Raw genomic sequence first — 15,721 nt, 5'->3', positions numbered from 1 at the left:
CCGAGAGCCGGCGGGCGAGGGCCGCTCGCGAGCGACGACGGTGGTGCTGCGGGACGGGCCTACGTTTCCTGCTGAAGAAACGAGCGCGGGTCGTGACGGTTTGATGACCCGCGCGCGGTCGCTACGCTGTAATCCTTTCGGGTGAAACGATGCCGCACGAGGTCGTGGAGGAAGAGCTCGCGCTGCTGAAGCGCGTGAACGAGCTTCTCGCGGGGACGGCGCCGGCGTCGGCGCCGAAGGAGGAGTCTCTCGTGCGCGAGCTGGAGCACCTGCGCGCCCAGCTCCGCGAGGCGAAGGCCGAGGACCAGCCGGCCATCCTGCAGCAGTGGGACCGGCAGACGGCGCTGCTCCAGAAGCTGCGCTCGACCGAGCGCGCGCCGGAGGTCGAGCTCGCGTCGCCGTACTTCGCGCACCTGCGCCTGCGCGAGGGCCGCGTCGAGCACGACATCCTGCTCGGCAAGACGCCACGCATGCTGCCTGGCGTGCCGATCGTCGACTGGCGCAACGCGCCGATCTCGAAGATCTTCTACCGCTACCGCCAGGGCGAGGAGTACGAGGAGGAGATCGCCGGACGCACGCGCAGCGGCGAGGTCGCCGTGCGGCGCGTGGTCGCGATCCGCAACGGCAAGCTGGTGCGCGTCGAGGCGCCCGAGGGCGTGTTCCGCGCCGACGAGGAGGCACCCGACGGCTGGCGTCGCGTCGAGAGCGAGCCGCCGCGGCTCGCGGGCGGCGCCGGCGCCGCGCTGCGCGCGCACGACGTGAAGCCGAACGAGCACGGCCACCTGCGCTCGGAGCCGCCGACGCTCGCGCGCCGGGCCGACAAGCACCTCGCCGACATCGCCGGGCTGATCGACCCCGATCAGTTCGACCTGATCACGCGTCCGGCGAGCGGCTTCCTGGTGATCCGCGGCACCGCCGGCTCCGGCAAGACCACGGTCGCGCTGCACCGCATCGCGTACCTCGCCTACGAGGACCCGGCGATCGACTCGTCCGAGACCATGGTGGTCGTCTTCTCGCCGGCGCTGCGCGACTACGTGAGCCACGTCCTGCCGGCGCTGCAGGTCAACAAGGTGCAGGTGCGGACGTTCGGCGAGTGGGCGCGCGATCAGGTGCAGCGTCTGTTCCCGCTGCTGCCGCGCGACGTGCGCGAGATCACGCCCGCGACCGTCCTGCGCATGAAGTTCCACCCCGCGATGCTCAAGGCGCTCGAGCAGCAGGTCGAGCGCGTTCCGGGTCGCGGCGCCGCCGAGCAGGCGCTCGACGACTGGGCGAGCGTGCTCGCGAACCAGGAGCTGCTCGAGGAGGTCTTCGAGCGCGAGGCGCCGGGCGCCTTCAGCAAGGACGACATCGCGCGCGTCGTCGCGTACAACCGCTCGCGCAACGAGGAGCTCGCCGGGTGGCGCGCGGGCGATCTCGAGTCCGGCGCCGAGCTCGACGAGGCCGATCTACCGCTCCTGCTGCGCGCCTGGCAGCTGCGCGTCGGCCCGCTGCCGGGACCCGGCGGACGCCCTCTGCGCTACCGCCACCTCGCGATCGACGAGGTGCAGGACTTCTCGCCGCTCGAGGTGCAGGTGCTGCTCGGCTGCCTCGCGAAGGACGGCAGCATCACGCTCGCCGGCGACACGCAGCAGCACATCGTGCAGGAGGGCGGCTTCACGTCGTGGATGGATTTCCTCGGCCAGCTCGGCATCTCCGGCGTCGAGGTCAGCACGCTGCGCGTGAGCTACCGCTGCACCGCCGAGATCGCGCGCTTCGCGGTCGAGCTGCTCGGCGACCTGCGCGAGGACGAGGAGCCGCCGGTGACGGTGCGCTCCGGCCCGCCGGTCGAGCTGCTGCGCTTCACGGCGCACGGCGCCTGCGTCGCGTACCTCGCCGACGCGCTGAAGGAGCTCGCGGAGGCCGAGCCGCTCGCCTCGGTCGCGATCTTGACTCCGACGCGCGAGCTGAGCCGCCTCTACGCGACCGGGCTCGCGAACGGCGAGGTGCCGCGCGTGCGGCAGGTCGAGAACCAGGACTTCCGCTTCACGCCGGGCGTCGAGGTGACCGAGATCGAGCAGGTGAAGGGTCTCGAGTTCGACTACGTCGTGCTGGTCGAGACGAGCGCGAGCCACTTTCCCGACACGCCGGCCGCGCGCCGTCGCCTGCACGTCGGCGCGACGCGTGCCGTGCATCAGCTGTGGTTGACGAGCGTCGGGACGCCGTCGCCGCTGGTGCGCGCGCTGCTCGGCGAGCGGGACTAGGCGCGCCGCGCGACGGCCGCGCGCGCCCGCGGCTCGCTCCCTCGGCTCACTCTCTCGGCGTCAATCCAGCGCCGCGCGGTCCACGGCGGCGCAGATCGCCGCCACCGCTTCCTCGACGCTCGCGAAGCGCTCCTGGTCGATGACGTCGAGCACCGAGCGCACCGGTACGATCCGGCCGCTCGAGTCGCTGATCTCGATCTCGCCGACGGCGTAGGCGAGGCCTTCCTTGTCCATCGGGAAGTCCTCGCCGCGCAGCGCCTCCTCGACGTCGTCGATGCCCTCGAGCGCGACCGGCCTGCCCAGCACGTCTGCCATGCGCACGCCGCAGTGCACCCGGCATGCCACGGTCCGGAGCGCGCGGGGTGCGGAACTTGCTGCCCTGGTCCGTGTGGCGGACGGCCCGCCGGCTCCGCTCGACGGCGCGACCGAGCGCCGCGCCGCGACGGCACGGATTACAAACCGCTGCAGCAAGGGAGGCGAACCATGCAAGTCAAGCAGGTGATGACGTCCGACGTCGACGTCGTCGGACCCGACGACGTGATCCGCGAGGCGGCGATGAAGATGCGCTCGCTCGACGTCGGCGCGATCCCGGTCTGCGACGGCGACCGTCTGTGCGGCATGCTGACCGACCGCGACATCACGATCCGCGCCGTCGCCGAGGGTCGCGACGCCGCCGGCACGCCGGTGCGCGACGTCATGACGCCCAACATCGTCTACGTCCTCGAGACCCAGGACACCGACGAGGCTGCGCGTCTGATGGAGGAGCGTCAGGTGCGACGGCTGCCGGTGCTGAACGCGAAGAAGCGACTGGTCGGCATCGTTTCGCTCGGCGACCTCGCGGTCGGGACGCGCGACACCGAGCGCATCGGCCAGACGCTCGAGGAAGTCTCGGCGCCGGCCGAGCCCAAGCGCTGAAGGAGAAGGTCATGGCGTCGCTGCTCGGAGGGAAGCCGCGCGAGGTCGGCAGCGAGATCGTACGCACGATCGGCAAGAGCGGCGCCGCGCAGGGCGCGCTGCGCGCGGGCGAGAAGCTCGCCGAGCGCGCGCAGCGCTCGCAGCGATGGCTCGCGGCGACGACCCGCTCGCTCGCCTCGCAGCATCCATCGACCTGGTTGCCTGCGCGGCGCGCGTCGTCCACCTCGTCGCACGACGGCGGCAGCGCGCTCGGTCACGGTCTTGGCTTGACGGCGGCGTTCTCGCTCGGCGCCGCCGCCATGTACTTCTTCGACGCGCAGCACGGACGGCGCCGCCGGGCGCGCGTCCGCGACGGCCTCCACCACTCCGAGCGCAAGCTCGTGCGCGTCATCGACGCCGCACGCAAGGACGCGCGCAACCGCGCGCAGGGCATGGTGGCGCGTGCGCGAATGGTGGCGAACGCGAGCGACTCCGAGGCGGTGTCCGACGCGACGCTCGCCGAGCGCGTGCGCTCGCATCTGCCGTACGCGGCGGCGCACCCCGGCGCGATCGAGGTGAAGGTCGAGGACGGCGTCGTCGTCCTGCGCGGTCCGGTGCTGCGCGACGAGGTCGAGGGGCTGCTCGAGACCGTCGCGCGCGTGCGCGGCGTGCGCGCGGTGCGCAACGAGCTCGAGATGCACGTCGCCCCCGACGGCATCTCCGCGCTGCAGGGTGAAGCGCGCCGTCGGCGTCGAGTATCGTTCTGGCAGCGCCACAACTGGCCGCCCGCGGTGCGCGTCGCCGGCACGGCCGCGGGGCTGCTGCTGATCGGCGCCGCGGCGCGGCACGGTCTGCGCGGCGCGCTCGCGCTCGTCGGCGGCGCGGGGCTGCTGCTGCGCGCCGCGACCAACAAGGCGCTCGCCGAGCTGACCGGCATCGGCGCGGGACGCCGCGCGGTCGACGTGCAGAAGACGATCCACATCAAGGCGCCCGTCGAGCAGGTGTTCCGCCTCTGGAGCGATCCGACCAACCTGCCGCGCTTCCTGTCGCACGTGCGCTCCGTCGTCCCGATCGAGGGCGGGTGGCTGCGCTGGCAGGTCAGCGGACCCGCCGGGATCCCGCTCGAGTGGGTCACCGAGACCACGCGCAACGTCGAGAACCAGCTTCTCGCCTGGCAGACCATCCCCGGCTGCGTCGTCGAGCACGCGGGCGAGATCCGCTTCGAGAAGATCGACGGCACGACGACGATGCACGTCCGCATGTCGTACAACCCGCCGGGCGGCGCGCTCGGACACGCGGTCGCGTCGCTGCTCGGCAGCAATCCGAAGCAGGCGATGGACGACGACCTCGTGCGCTTCAAGTCGCTGCTCGAGACCGGCAAGACGACGGTCGGCGGGCGCGCGGTGCGGCGCGAGGAGCTGCTCGCCGCGGAGTGACGCGCCGTTCGCCGCGAACGCGGGCGCTTCGTCGACGTGACCGCGCCTTTCGCGCGGGCGTGCTTGCTGCTCTTGCAGAGCGTCCGCTACCTTCGAGCAGCCGATGTTTCGCAAGGTGCTGATCGCGAACAGGGGCGAGATCGCCGTGCGTGTGATCCGCGCCTGCCGCGAGCTCGGCGTCCGCACGGTGGCCGTCTACTCGACCGCCGACCGCGAGGCGCTGCACGTCCGGCTCGCCGACGAGCGCATCTGCATCGGTCCGCCGCCCTCGGAGCACAGCTACCTCAACATCGGCGCGATGATCTCGGCGGCCGAAGCGCGCGGCTGCGACGCGGTGCACCCGGGCTACGGCTTCCTCTCGGAGAACGGCGACTTCGCCGAGGCCTGCATGCGCTCGGGGCTCGCGTTCATCGGGCCGCGCGTGCGCAACATCAAGCTCATGGGCGACAAGGCGCGCGCGCGACGCTTCATGCGGCGCGCCGGCGTGCCGGTGCTGCCCGGCAGCCCGAGCTCGGTGCGCACGCTCGAGGAAGCGGAGAAGATCGCGCGTGAGGTCGGCTACCCGGTGCTGGTCAAGGCGACCGGCGGCGGTGGCGGACGCGGCCTGCGCATCGTGCGCGATCCGCAAGGGCTCGCCGCCGCGATCGACGCGGCGCGCAGCGAAGGGCAGGCGGCGTTCGGCCAGCCGAAGATCTACATCGAGAAGTACGTCGAGCGCGCGCGCCACGTGGAAATCCAGATCCTCGCCGACCAGCAGCGCAACGCGGTGCACCTCGGCGAGCGCGAGTGCTCGCTGCAGCGGCGCTACCAGAAGGTGCTCGAGGAGTCGCCGTCGCCCGCGCTCGACGACCGTCTGCGCGCGCGCATGGGACGCTCGGCGCTGCGCGTCGCCGCCGCGATCGGCTACACCAACGTCGGCACGGTCGAGTTCCTGCTCGACGAGCGCGGCACCTTCTACTTCATCGAGATGAACACCCGCGTGCAGGTCGAGCACCCGGTGACCGAGGCGGTGACCGGCATCGACATCGTCAAGGAAGGAATTCGCGCCGCCGCCGGTCTGCCGCTGTCGCTGCGCCAGCGCGACGTCGCCCTGCGCGGCCACGCGATGGAGTGCCGGATCAACGCCGAGGACCCGTTCACCATGCGGCCGTCGCCGGGCACGGTGCGCGCGCTGCGTCTGCCCGGCGGGCCGGGCATCCGGGTCGACACCGCGCTCTACGCCGGGGCGGTCGTGCCGCCGCACTACGACTCGCTGGTCGCGAAGGTGATCGCGCACGGCCGCGACCGCAACGAGGCGATCGCGCGCATGCGCTCGGCGCTGACCGAGTTGCAGATCGAAGGGATCACGACCAACGTTGCGATGCACACGGCGCTGCTCGAGGACCGCGACGTCCTCGCGGGGCGCGTGCACACGCGATTTCTGGAGGGATGGCTGGCAGAGCGTACGCTGCAGCCGGCGTGCGCGTCCTGAAGAGGTGGGGGATGAGGAAGCGGACCGTGACCAGGGAGGGCCGCGGTACGGCACGGATCACGCTGGCGATCGCGACGCTGCTCGCGCTCGGGGGATGCGCCGCGACGTCGTCGCCGCAGGGCACGTACCTGCCGCCACCGAGCGGCGTGCACCTCCTCGCGCTCGAGGAGCAGTACGACTTCGGGGCGGTCGAGAGCGGGCCGCCGGTGCGCCACGTCTTCAGGCTCAAGAACATCGGCCCCGAGGTGATCGAGATCCAGTCGGTCTCGGGCGACTGCGGCTGCACGGCGGTGCTCGCCTCGAACAGGTTCCTCGCGCCCGGCGAAGAGGCCGCCATCGACGTCACGCTCGACACCTACCGGCTCTCCGGTCCGCAGGTGAAGGTGGTCGGCGTGCGGAGCTCCGACCCGGTGCGCCCCGAGCTCACGCTGAAGCTGCGCGGCACGGTGCAGACCCCCGTCCGCGCGCAGCCCGACCGGCTCTACCTGGGTCGCGTGCCGGTCGGCGCCGTGGTGAGCCGGCACGTCGACGTGCAGCTCCCGCCGGACGTGCAGGTGACGAGCGTGCGCTCCGACAGCCCGCGCTTCACCATCCAGACCTCGCCGCTCGACGGCGGCACGAACGGCCTGCGCGTGCGGGTGACGCTGCTGCCGAACGGCCAGGTGGGCGCGTTCGACGACCGCATCGTCATCACCACGTCGAGCCCGCGGCAGCCGGAGCTGACGATCCCGGTGCTGGGCGCGATCGAGGGCCGGCCGATCTACGCCCGCTCGGCGCGGAGCAGCGCCACACGCTGACGCGGGCGCGGCGCGCCGACAGGGGACGCGCGGCGCGCGGACGGCGTCGGCGTCGCGCTAGCGCGACGGCCCGGATTCGCCGGGCTCGCTGCGCCGGGGATCGAGCGCCGTCGTCAGCGCCCCGCCGATGCGCTCGAGGCGCTCGACCACCTCGGCGAGCCCGCTCGCGAGCTCGCGCACCGACTCCTGCACCGCGTCGACCTTGCGCTCGAGCTCGCTCTCCTCGCCCGAGAGCACCGTGCCCTGAACGTCGACCACGCGCCCGAGGCGCCCGACGAGGTCGACCAGGCTGTCGACGTTCGCCGAGGTCCGGCTGATCTGCGTCGCGGTCGACGTCAGATCGGCGGCCAGCTCCTCGATGCGGCGCTCGAGGCGGCGGATGCGCTCGGCGAGCAGGTCGCGCGGCTCCTCGGCTCGGCTCATGGCGACGCGCTACCAATGCCGAGGCCGCGAGGCCAGGCCGCACGCTTCGCGATCGGACGGCGGCCTCTGGAAAAGCGAGGGCCGACTCGCGATGCTATCCATAGCCGCCCACGCCGCTTCGCGGCCCCGGCCCGGGCGGCGTCCAGTCGCAAATGTCGCAAGCCGAGCAAACCCCGAGCCGGCGCAGCCTCGCCGCAGCGCTGAGCCTCGTCCAGAAGCGGCTCGGGACGGAGCGCGAGGCGCGCGTCCAGGGGCTGCGCGGCTCGTCGCGCGCCGCGTTCGTCGCGGGGCTGCACCGCGCGCTGCCGCGTCCGATCGTCGTGGTCGCGGCCGACGCGCGCGCCGCCGAGACCCTCGCCTCGGACCTGCACCTCTTCCTCGGCGAGGAGCCCGCGCAGTCGGCGCTGCGCAAGCGCGTCCACGTGCTGCCGGCGTGGGACGTCTCGCCGTTCGCGCCGATCTCGCCGAGCCCTGAGACCGTCGCGCAGCGGATCGAGGGCCTGCACCACCTCCGCCAGACGCGCAACCCGATCATCGTCACGACGCCCGAGGCGGTCCTGCAGCGCGTGATGGCGCCCGCGGTGCTCGACCAGGCGAGCTCCTACGTCGTCCAGGGCGACACGCTCGACCTCACCGAGCTCGCGGCGCGGCTCGCGGACTGGGGCTACCGCCGCCGTCCGCTGGTCGAGGATCGCGGCGAGTTCGCGGTGCGCGGCGGGCTGATCGACGTCTTCGTCACCGGGCTCGCCGACCCGGTGCGCATCGAGCTCGTCGGCGACGTCGTCGAGTCGATCCGCACCTTCGATCCGCGCTCGCAGCGTCGGCTGGAAGCGCAGGAGGACGCGCTGATCCTGCCCGCCGCGGAGTTCCCGGCGCACGCCGCGAGCGATCCGGACGCGCGGCGACGCATCGAGGACCGCGCGCGCGAGCTCGAGATGCTGCGCGAGGAGCGTCAGCAGCTCCTGCAGGCGGTCGCCGAGGGTGTGCCGCTGCCCGGGCTCGAGTTCATGGCGCCCTACCTTGTCGAGCTGGTGCCGCTGACGACCTACCTGCCGAAGGACGCGGTCATCGTGCTCGACGACGACGCGGCGATCGAGCGCGCGGCCGAGGAGGCGTGGCAGAACATCGTCGAGCACGCCGCGATGGCGGAGGAAGAGCGCCGCTTCCACCCGCCTGCGGAGATGCTCTACGTGCGTCCGGACGTCCTGCAGCGCGAGATCCGCGCCTGGCCGCGCGTCAACCTCGAGGAGCTGACGACGCTCGACAGCGAGATCCCGGGCGGGCGCGCCGAGCGCGTGACGACGCGTCTGCCGTTCGAGCTGCGTGCGACGCGTCTCTTGCGCGAGGAGAAGGGCTTCGCCGATCTCGCGCAGCGCATCCGCGAGTGGACGCGCCGGGGCACGCGGGTCGCGCTCGTGGTCGGCAACGCGGCGCAGGCCGAGCGTCTGAAGCACATCCTCGAGGGGCAGAAGCTGATCGTGCCGGCGCTCGGCGAGACCCTACCCGAGGTGCTCGAACGGAGCGACGCGCCGGGAGCGTTCATCCTGCAGGGCGAGCTCTCGGAGTCGATCGAGCTGCCCGACGACGACGTCGTCTGCATCGCCGAGACCAACCTCTTCGGCGAGCACCGGCACACGCGGCGGCGCAAGTCGGTCGCGCTGACGCTCGACCAGGTGATGCGCTCGCTCGAGCAGCTCAAGCCGCAGGACTACATCGTCCACCTCGACCACGGCATCGGCATCTACCACGGCCTCAAGCACATGACGGTCGGCGGCATCGAGGGCGACTTCCTGCACCTCGAGTACCAGGGCGGCGACCGCCTCTACCTGCCGGTCGACCGCGTCAACCTGGTGCAGAAGTACGTCGGCGGCGACGGCGCGCAGCCGGTGCTCGACAAGCTCGGCAGCAACTCCTGGGAGCGCGTCAAGAAGAAGACGAAAGAGTCGATCATGGCGATGGCGCACGAGCTGCTGTCGCTCTACGCGACCCGCGCGCGCCACCAGAGCCACGCGTTCTCGACCGACGATCCGTATTACCAGGAGTTCGAGGCGCGCTTCCCGTTCGACGAGACGCCGGACCAGAAGAAGGCGATCGACGACGTGCTCGCGGACCTCGCCAAGCCGAAGCCCATGGACCGCCTGGTGTGCGGCGACGTCGGCTACGGCAAGACCGAGGTCGCGATGCGCGCGGCCTTCATCTGCGTGATGGAAGGGCAGCAGGTCGCGGTGCTGGTGCCGACGACCGTGCTCGCGCAGCAGCACACCGAGACCTTCCGCAAGCGCTTCGAAGGCTACCCGGTGCGGATCGACACGCTGTCGAGCTTCCAGACCAAGCGCCAGAACCAGGAGGTGATCGAGCGCCTCAAGTCGGGCCGGACCGACATCGTCATCGGCACGCACCGGCTGCTGCAGAGCGACGTCGAGTTCGCGAAGCTCGGGCTGCTGGTGATCGACGAGGAGCACCGCTTCGGCGTCAAGGACAAGGAGCGCATCAAGCAGATGCGCAAGCTCGTCGACGTCCTGACGCTCACCGCGACGCCGATTCCGCGCACGCTCGAGCTGTCGCTGACCGGCATCCGCGATCTGTCGGTGATCGAGACGCCGCCGCTCGACCGTCAAGCAATCCGCACGTACGTCACGAAGTTCGACGACACGGTGATCCGCGAGGCGATGCTGCGCGAGCTGCGCCGCGGCGGGCAGATCTTCTTCGTGCACAACCGCGTCGAGTCGATCGAGCGCATGGGCGAGAAGCTGCGCGCGCTCGTGCCCGAGGCGCGGATCGGCATCGGGCACGGCCAGATGAAGGCGCACCAGCTCGAGAAGGTGATGCTCGACTTCATGGAGGGCCGCTTCGACGTGCTGCTGTCGACGGCGATCATCGAGTCCGGTCTCGACATCCCGAACGCGAACACGATCTTCATCAACCGCGCCGACACCTTCGGGCTCGCGCAGCTCTACCAGCTCCGCGGACGCGTCGGACGCTCGCCGGCGCGCGCCTACGCGTATCTGCTGATCCCGGGCGAGCGTCTGCTGACCCAGGAGGCGCGGCTGCGTCTGCAGGTGCTGCAGGAGCTCGACGACCTCGGCGGCGGCTTCAAGATCGCGGCGCACGACCTCGAGATCCGCGGCGCGGGCAACCTGCTCGGCAAGCAGCAGTCCGGCCACATCACCGCGGTCGGCTTCGAGCTCTACACGCAGATGATGGAGCAGGCCGTGCAGGAGCTGCGCGGCGAGCCGCCGAGCGAGGAGATCGAGCCCGAGCTGCACCTCGGCATCCCGGCCTACATCCCGGATTCCTACATCGACGACGTCAATCAGCGCTTGACGTGGTACAAGCGTCTCGCGGCGCTGAAGCGCCCCGAGGACCGCGAGCCGATCCTCGACGAGCTGAGCGACCGCTACGGACCGGTGCCACGTATCGTACACACGCTGATCGACGTGATGGACGTGCGCCGGCGGCTCGCGGCGCTCCGCATCACCGAAGCGCGGATCCGCGGGCCGCGGCTCGCGCTGCGCATCCACACGAGCTCGCCGCTCGCCGGCGAGGCGCTGGTCGAGCTCGTGCAGTCGCAGGGGCGGCAGTACGCGCTGACGCCCGACGGCACGCTCACGGTGCCGGTCGAGACCGGCTCCGAGGAGCGGACGCTCGCGTCGGTGTGCGACGTGCTGGCGCTCCTCGAGGCGCAGGCGGAGCGTGCCCATGAGCGCGCGTCCGCGTCGAGAGCGCCCGGGGCCGTCTCTTGAGCACGCTCGCCAAGCCGTCTCCGTCCGCGCCTGCCGAGCCTTTGCCGGACTCGGACTCCCACGTCCAGGGCTCGCTGCGCGCGCTCGCGCTCGGCGCGCTCGGCGTCGTCTACGGCGACATCGGCACGTCGCCGCTCTACGCGCTGCGCGAGTGCTTCGTCGGACCGCACGGGGTCGGGGTCACGCACGCCAACGTGCTCGGCGTGCTGTCGCTGATCTTCTGGTCCCTCGTGATGGTCATCTCCGTCAAGTACCTGACGTTCGTCATGCGCGCCGACAACCAGGGCGAGGGCGGCACGCTGGCGCTGCTCGCGCTGTCGCGCGCCGGCGCCGCCGACCGCACGTCGCCTGCGGGTCAGTACGCCTTGCTGCTGCTCGGTCTGTTCGGCGCAGCACTGCTCTACGCGGACGGCATGATCACGCCGGCGATCTCGGTGCTGTCCGCGGTCGAGGGCCTCGGCGTCGCGACGCATGCGCTCGACCACTTCGTCTTCCCGATCACGATCGTCATCCTGATCGGCGTGTTCGCGGTGCAGCGTCGCGGCACCGCGGGCATCGGCGCCGTGTTCGGGCCGGTCATGCTGCTGTGGTTCGCGGTGCTCGCGGCGACGGGGCTCTACCGCATCATCGTGCAGAACCCCGACCACGTCTCCGTGCTGGCGGCGATCAATCCCTGGTACGCGGTCGAGTTCTTCGCGCATCAGGGCGTCACCGCCTTTCTCGTCCTCGGCTCGGTCGTCCTGGTGATCACCGGCGGCGAGGCGCTGTACGCCGACATGGGGCACTTCGGGCGCAAGCCGATCCGGCTCGCTTGGTATGCGGTGGTCCTGCCCGGGCTGCTGCTCAACTACTTCGGGCAGGGCGTGCTGCTGCTCGAGCGCGGCGGCGAGGTGCGCAACCCGTTCTACGAGGCGGCGCCGCCGTGGGCGCTCTATCCGCTGGTCGCGCTCGCGACGACGGCCGCGGTGATCGCGTCGCAGGCGATGATCTCGGGCGCCTTCTCGCTCACGCAGCAGGCGGTGCAGCTCGGCTTCGTGCCGCGCTTCACCATCGTCCACACCTCGGGCGCCGCGCACGGGCAGATCTACATCCCGCAGGTCAACACGGTGCTCGCGATCCTCTGCATCCTGCTGGTGATCGGCTTCGGCGACTCGAGCTCGCTCGCCGGCGCCTACGGCGTGGCGGTCACCGGCACGATGCTGATCACGTCGTTTCTGTTCTACGCGGTCGCGCGCGAGCGCTGGCAGTGGTCACGGCTGCGCGCGGGAAGCGTGGTCGCGCTCTTCCTGACCTTCGACGTCGCGTTCTTCGGCGCGAACCTCGTCAAGTTCGCGCACGGCGGCTGGTTCCCGATCCTGGTCGGGCTCGTCGTGTTCACCATCATGACGACCTGGAAGCGCGGGCGCGCCGAGCTGAGCCGTCTGCTGCGCCTCGGCAGCTTGCCGATCGACCTCTTCCTCGCCGACCTCGAGACCCAGCAGCCGCCGCGCGTCCCCGGCACGGCGGTCTTCATGACGTCGGACATGAGCGGCGTGCCGAACGTGCTGCTGCATCACTTCAAGCACAACAAGATGCTGCACCAGCGCGTCATCCTGCTGTCGATGATCACCGAGCGGCGTCCCGAGGTGCCGGCGAGCGAGCGCATCGAGATCGTGCCGCTCGAGCACGGCTTCTATCGCCTGATCGCGCGCTTCGGCTTCATGGAGAAGCCGTCGATCGACGTCGTGCTGCGCAGCGCGGCGTCGCAGGGGCTGGTCATCGAGGTGCCGTCGACGACCTTCTTCCTCGGCCGCGAGACGCTGCTCGCGACCGGCCGCTCGGGGATGATGACGTGGCGCAAGAAGCTGTTCTCGTTCCTCGCGCGCAACGCACCGTCGGCCGTGCAGTACTTTGGCATCCCGCCGAATCGGGTGATCGAGCTCGGCGCGCAGTTCGAGATCTGACGTCGCGGGCGAGATGGCGCGCCGGGCGGCGCACCATTAGGAGGTCTCGAGGAGGGCTCGCATGGCCGCACTCGAACCCGTGCTCACCGCGCCGCAGAGCAAAGGCCACCTGTCCGTCGCACGGCTCTCGCGCTGGTGGTACGTCGCGTGCCGCTCGAAGCAGCTCGGCACGAAGCCGATCGCCCGCACGGTGCTCGGCGTGCCGATGGTGCTGTTCCGCACGTCGGACGGGCGTCCGGCGGCGCTGCTCGACCGCTGTCCGCACCGTAACGTGCCGCTGTCGCTCGGTCGCGTGCTCGGCAACGGGCGCCTCGAGTGCCCGTACCACGGCTGGCAGTTCGACGGCACCGGACGCTGCCGGCTGGTGCCCGGCCTGTGCAGCGAGGGCAGCGGCGACTGCGACGACGTCCCCGGGCGGCGCACGCCGGCGTTCGCCGTGCGCGAGCGCGACGGCTTCGTCTGGGTCTACCCGAGCGCCGACGAGGAGCCGCGCACCGAGCCGCCGCCGCTGCCGCACGCCGCCGACGCCGGCTACACGACGGTCGTGCGCGAGCTCGAGATGGAGAGCACGCTGCACGCCGCGGTCGAGAACGCGCTCGACGTGCCGCACACCGCGTTCCTGCACCGCGGACTCTTCCGCGGCAACGGCGAACGCCACGAGATCAAGGTCGTCGTGCGCGCGATCCCGCGCGGCGTCGAGGCGGAGTACATCGGCGAGCCGCGGCCGCCGGGTCTCGCCGGTCGTCTCTTGTCGCCGAGCGGCGGCATCGTCGAGCACTGGGACCGCTTTCTGCTGCCGTCGATCGCGCAGGTCGAGTACAAGCTCGGCACCGAGAACCACCTGCTCGTGACCTCGCTGTGCACGCCGGTCAGCGACTTCACGACCCACATGTTCGCGGTGGTGAGCTTCCGCTTGCGCGTGCCCGGCAGCTTCGTGCGTCCGCTCTTGACGCCGGTCGCGATGCGCATCCTGCGTCAGGACGCGAGCATCCTGCGCGTGCAGGCGAGCACCATCCGTCGCTTCGGCGGCGAGCAGTACATGTCGACCGAGATCGACGTGCTGGGTCCGCACATCTGGCGCCTCCTGAAGCAGGCCGAGGCGGACGCGCTGCCGGCGAGCGAGGAGACGACGACGCTGCGCGAGCTGCGGCTCGCGGTGTGACGCGGGCGTCGGCGCGTGAGGTGCGTGGCCGCGAGGTCGTGAGGCGAGCGGCGGGGCGTGAGGCGGCCGCGACGTGCGAGGCGAGCGGCGCGGCGCCGCGTCAAGCAACTCCGAGCCGCGCCGCGATGTTCTCCGCGCGCCGCGCGACCATGTCGCTCTTGAGCCGCGCGCACATCGCGGGGAACGCTTCCGTCGGACCGCGCCAGCGCCAGTCGTCGACGGTGCCGACGTCCGCGCTCGTGCGCAGCGTCGCAAGGTCCTTGAACAGCATCGCCGCCTGACGATTGGCGGCGAGGTTCGCCGCCAGGCGATCCGCGCCGCGCAGGCTCACGTCCCACGTCTTCGGGTCGTCCGGGATGTCCTCGATGTGGCCGTAGCGGGTCAGGATCGCCGCCGCGGAGCGCGCGCCCCAGCCGGGGATGCCCGGGAAGCCGTCGGCCGTGTCGCCGACCAGCGCGAGCAGATCCGGGATCGACGCCGGCGGCACGCCGTACTTGTCGATCACGCCGGCCTCGTCGCGCACCAGGTTGCGGCGCCGGTCGACCTGCACGACGCGCGCATCGCGCACGCACTGCGCGAGGTCCTTGTCCGGCGTGCAGATCAGCACCTGCTCGACGCGCGGGTCGGCGTCGGCGACGGCCGCCGCCGAGGCCAGCGCGTCGTCCGCCTCGAGCTCGATCATCGGCCACACCGCGACGCCCATCGCGACCAGCGCCTCCTCGAGCGGCTCGAACTGCGCGCGCAGCGCCGGGTCGATGCCCTCGCCGGTCTTGTAGCCCGGCCACAGCTCGTTGCGGAACGACTCGATGACGTGGTCGGTCGCGACGCCCACGTGGGTCGCGCCCGACTCGATCAGGTTGAGCACGGATCCCAGCACGCCGCGCAGCGCGCCGACGTCCATGCCGTCCGCGCCGGCGTGCGCGGGTACGGCGTAGAAGTGGCGGAAAAGCTCGTAGGTTCCGTCGACGAGGTGGACGCGCATGGGGCGTCCATAGCGCAGCCTGGCGCCGGATGCTGCGCTCTCGACGCTCGCAGGTCGCTGTTCGAGCGCGGCGGTGCGGTGTAAAGTCGGTGCGATGAAAAGCCACATCCTCGCTCCGCGCGCTTCGCTCCTGGCGCTCGCGCTCCTCCTCTTCGGTCTCGCTGGAACGCTCGCCGCCTGCTCGCGCGACGTCGACAGCGTCGCGAAGATCGAGGCCGAGATCGCGCAGTACCGTCGCGAGCCGTCGGACGCGCTCGCGGCGCGCATCGATGCGTCGTTCGCGCAGCTGCAGGCCGACATCTCGCGGCTGCGGGCCGAGGCCGAGCAGGAGCAGGGCGAGGCGCGCACCGAGCTGCTCGCGCGTGCGAACGCGCTCGAGGAGCGCCGCGACGCGCTACGCAAGGACTACTACGCGGCGCGCGTCGAGCACGCGGCGGAGGCGGCGAAGTCGGCGGCGAAGCAGCTCGGCGAGTCGGTCGGCAAGGGGCTCGAGCGCGCCGGGAAGAAGATCCAGGACGCGATCGATCCGCCGCCGGCGAACGACTAGCGCAGAGACGACGTCCGGCGACGCTGCTTGTCGCCGGACGCGACCTCGTCTACCGTCCCGCCGTCGATCGGACGAGGGAGTGA

Annotated in this window: 12 protein-coding genes; 9 read left to right on the top strand and 3 right to left on the bottom strand. The window is 71.6% G+C overall.

What is annotated here, in order from left to right:
• Nucleotides 1-149: 149 nt before the first annotated feature.
• Nucleotides 150-2,240: an ATP-binding domain-containing protein gene (locus VIS07_13620; GenBank protein ID HEY8516545.1), complete on the top strand. Its 2,091-nt coding sequence runs from the start codon at nucleotides 150-152 to the stop codon at nucleotides 2,238-2,240.
• A 60-nt stretch (nucleotides 2,241-2,300) separates the two neighbouring features.
• Here VIS07_13620 and VIS07_13615 read toward each other — a convergent pair whose 3' ends face one another.
• Nucleotides 2,301-2,555, bottom strand: coding sequence for a hypothetical protein (locus VIS07_13615; GenBank protein HEY8516544.1), 255 nt, complete (start codon nucleotides 2,553-2,555; stop codon nucleotides 2,301-2,303).
• Between the two features lie 168 nt (nucleotides 2,556-2,723).
• Here VIS07_13615 and VIS07_13610 point away from each other — a divergent pair, with 168 nt between their 5' ends.
• The 4 genes from VIS07_13610 to VIS07_13595 all read left to right on the top strand — a co-directional run bounded on the left by VIS07_13610 (nucleotide 2,724) and on the right by VIS07_13595 (nucleotide 6,838).
• Nucleotides 2,724-3,155 carry a CBS domain-containing protein gene (locus tag VIS07_13610; protein HEY8516543.1) on the top strand — a complete coding sequence of 144 codons (432 nt, stop codon included), beginning with the start codon at nucleotides 2,724-2,726 and terminating at the stop codon, nucleotides 3,153-3,155.
• An 11-nt stretch (nucleotides 3,156-3,166) separates the two neighbouring features.
• Nucleotides 3,167-4,570, top strand: coding sequence for an SRPBCC family protein (locus VIS07_13605; GenBank protein HEY8516542.1), 1,404 nt, complete (start codon nucleotides 3,167-3,169; stop codon nucleotides 4,568-4,570).
• A 103-nt stretch (nucleotides 4,571-4,673) separates the two neighbouring features.
• The gene (accC, locus tag VIS07_13600; protein ID HEY8516541.1) at nucleotides 4,674-6,041 is read left to right on the top strand and encodes an acetyl-CoA carboxylase biotin carboxylase subunit; all 1,368 of its coding nucleotides are present in this window, start codon (nucleotides 4,674-4,676) and stop codon (nucleotides 6,039-6,041) included.
• Nucleotides 6,042-6,052: 11 nt separating this feature from the next.
• Complete coding sequence (locus VIS07_13595; protein HEY8516540.1) at nucleotides 6,053-6,838, top strand: DUF1573 domain-containing protein; 786 nt, start codon at nucleotides 6,053-6,055, stop codon at nucleotides 6,836-6,838.
• A gap of 57 nt (nucleotides 6,839-6,895) precedes the next feature.
• Here the strand turns inward: VIS07_13595 and VIS07_13590 are convergent, their stop codons facing one another.
• Nucleotides 6,896-7,261, bottom strand: a complete 366-nt coding sequence (locus tag VIS07_13590; protein ID HEY8516539.1) for a hypothetical protein — start codon at nucleotides 7,259-7,261, stop codon at nucleotides 6,896-6,898.
• Nucleotides 7,262-7,413: 152 nt separating this feature from the next.
• Between VIS07_13590 and mfd the strand changes: the two genes are divergently transcribed.
• The 3 genes from mfd (at nucleotide 7,414) to VIS07_13575 (ending at nucleotide 14,109) form a co-directional block, all read left to right on the top strand.
• Nucleotides 7,414-11,004, top strand: coding sequence for a transcription-repair coupling factor (mfd, locus tag VIS07_13585; protein ID HEY8516538.1), 3,591 nt, complete (start codon nucleotides 7,414-7,416; stop codon nucleotides 11,002-11,004).
• Between the two features lie 41 nt (nucleotides 11,005-11,045).
• On the top strand, nucleotides 11,046-12,947 hold the full coding sequence (locus tag VIS07_13580) for a potassium transporter Kup (protein HEY8516537.1): 1,902 nt from the start codon (nucleotides 11,046-11,048) through the stop codon (nucleotides 12,945-12,947).
• A gap of 61 nt (nucleotides 12,948-13,008) precedes the next feature.
• Nucleotides 13,009-14,109, top strand: a complete 1,101-nt coding sequence (locus tag VIS07_13575; protein HEY8516536.1) for an aromatic ring-hydroxylating dioxygenase subunit alpha — start codon at nucleotides 13,009-13,011, stop codon at nucleotides 14,107-14,109.
• A gap of 100 nt (nucleotides 14,110-14,209) precedes the next feature.
• On the opposite strand, the gene VIS07_13570 is transcribed toward VIS07_13575, so the two are convergent.
• A complete protein-coding gene (locus VIS07_13570) occupies nucleotides 14,210-15,091 on the bottom strand; it encodes a 5'-3' exonuclease H3TH domain-containing protein (protein ID HEY8516535.1) in 882 nt (293 codons plus the stop codon).
• A gap of 94 nt (nucleotides 15,092-15,185) precedes the next feature.
• Between VIS07_13570 and VIS07_13565 the strand changes: the two genes are divergently transcribed.
• Complete coding sequence (locus VIS07_13565; GenBank protein ID HEY8516534.1) at nucleotides 15,186-15,638, top strand: hypothetical protein; 453 nt, start codon at nucleotides 15,186-15,188, stop codon at nucleotides 15,636-15,638.
• Nucleotides 15,639-15,721 lie beyond the last annotated feature (83 nt).

It is taken from the genome of Candidatus Binatia bacterium (genome assembly GCA_036563615.1).
GTDB lineage: Bacteria > Desulfobacterota > Binatia > UBA12015 > UBA12015 > DATCMB01.
Note: the sequence above shows the minus strand (reverse complement) of the source record. Positions and strands in the feature narration are given on the sequence as shown.

Bases quoted from the DNA above. Each gene is read 5' to 3' on its own strand.
- mfd (HEY8516538.1), top strand. From the start codon at position 7,414: ATGTCGCAAGCCGAGCAAACCCCGAGCCGGCGCAGCCTCGCCGCAGCG.
- VIS07_13610 (HEY8516543.1), top strand. From the start codon at position 2,724: ATGCAAGTCAAGCAGGTGATGACGTCCGACGTCGACGTCGTCGGACCC.
- VIS07_13570 (HEY8516535.1), bottom strand. From the start codon at position 15,091: ATGCGCGTCCACCTCGTCGACGGAACCTACGAGCTTTTCCGCCACTTC.
- VIS07_13590 (HEY8516539.1), bottom strand. From the start codon at position 7,261: ATGAGCCGAGCCGAGGAGCCGCGCGACCTGCTCGCCGAGCGCATCCGC.
- VIS07_13615 (HEY8516544.1), bottom strand. From the start codon at position 2,555: ATGGCAGACGTGCTGGGCAGGCCGGTCGCGCTCGAGGGCATCGACGAC.
- accC (HEY8516541.1), top strand. From the start codon at position 4,674: ATGTTTCGCAAGGTGCTGATCGCGAACAGGGGCGAGATCGCCGTGCGT.
- VIS07_13620 (HEY8516545.1), top strand. From the start codon at position 150: ATGCCGCACGAGGTCGTGGAGGAAGAGCTCGCGCTGCTGAAGCGCGTG.
- VIS07_13565 (HEY8516534.1), top strand. From the start codon at position 15,186: ATGAAAAGCCACATCCTCGCTCCGCGCGCTTCGCTCCTGGCGCTCGCG.
- VIS07_13605 (HEY8516542.1), top strand. From the start codon at position 3,167: ATGGCGTCGCTGCTCGGAGGGAAGCCGCGCGAGGTCGGCAGCGAGATC.
- VIS07_13595 (HEY8516540.1), top strand. From the start codon at position 6,053: ATGAGGAAGCGGACCGTGACCAGGGAGGGCCGCGGTACGGCACGGATC.
- VIS07_13575 (HEY8516536.1), top strand. From the start codon at position 13,009: ATGGCCGCACTCGAACCCGTGCTCACCGCGCCGCAGAGCAAAGGCCAC.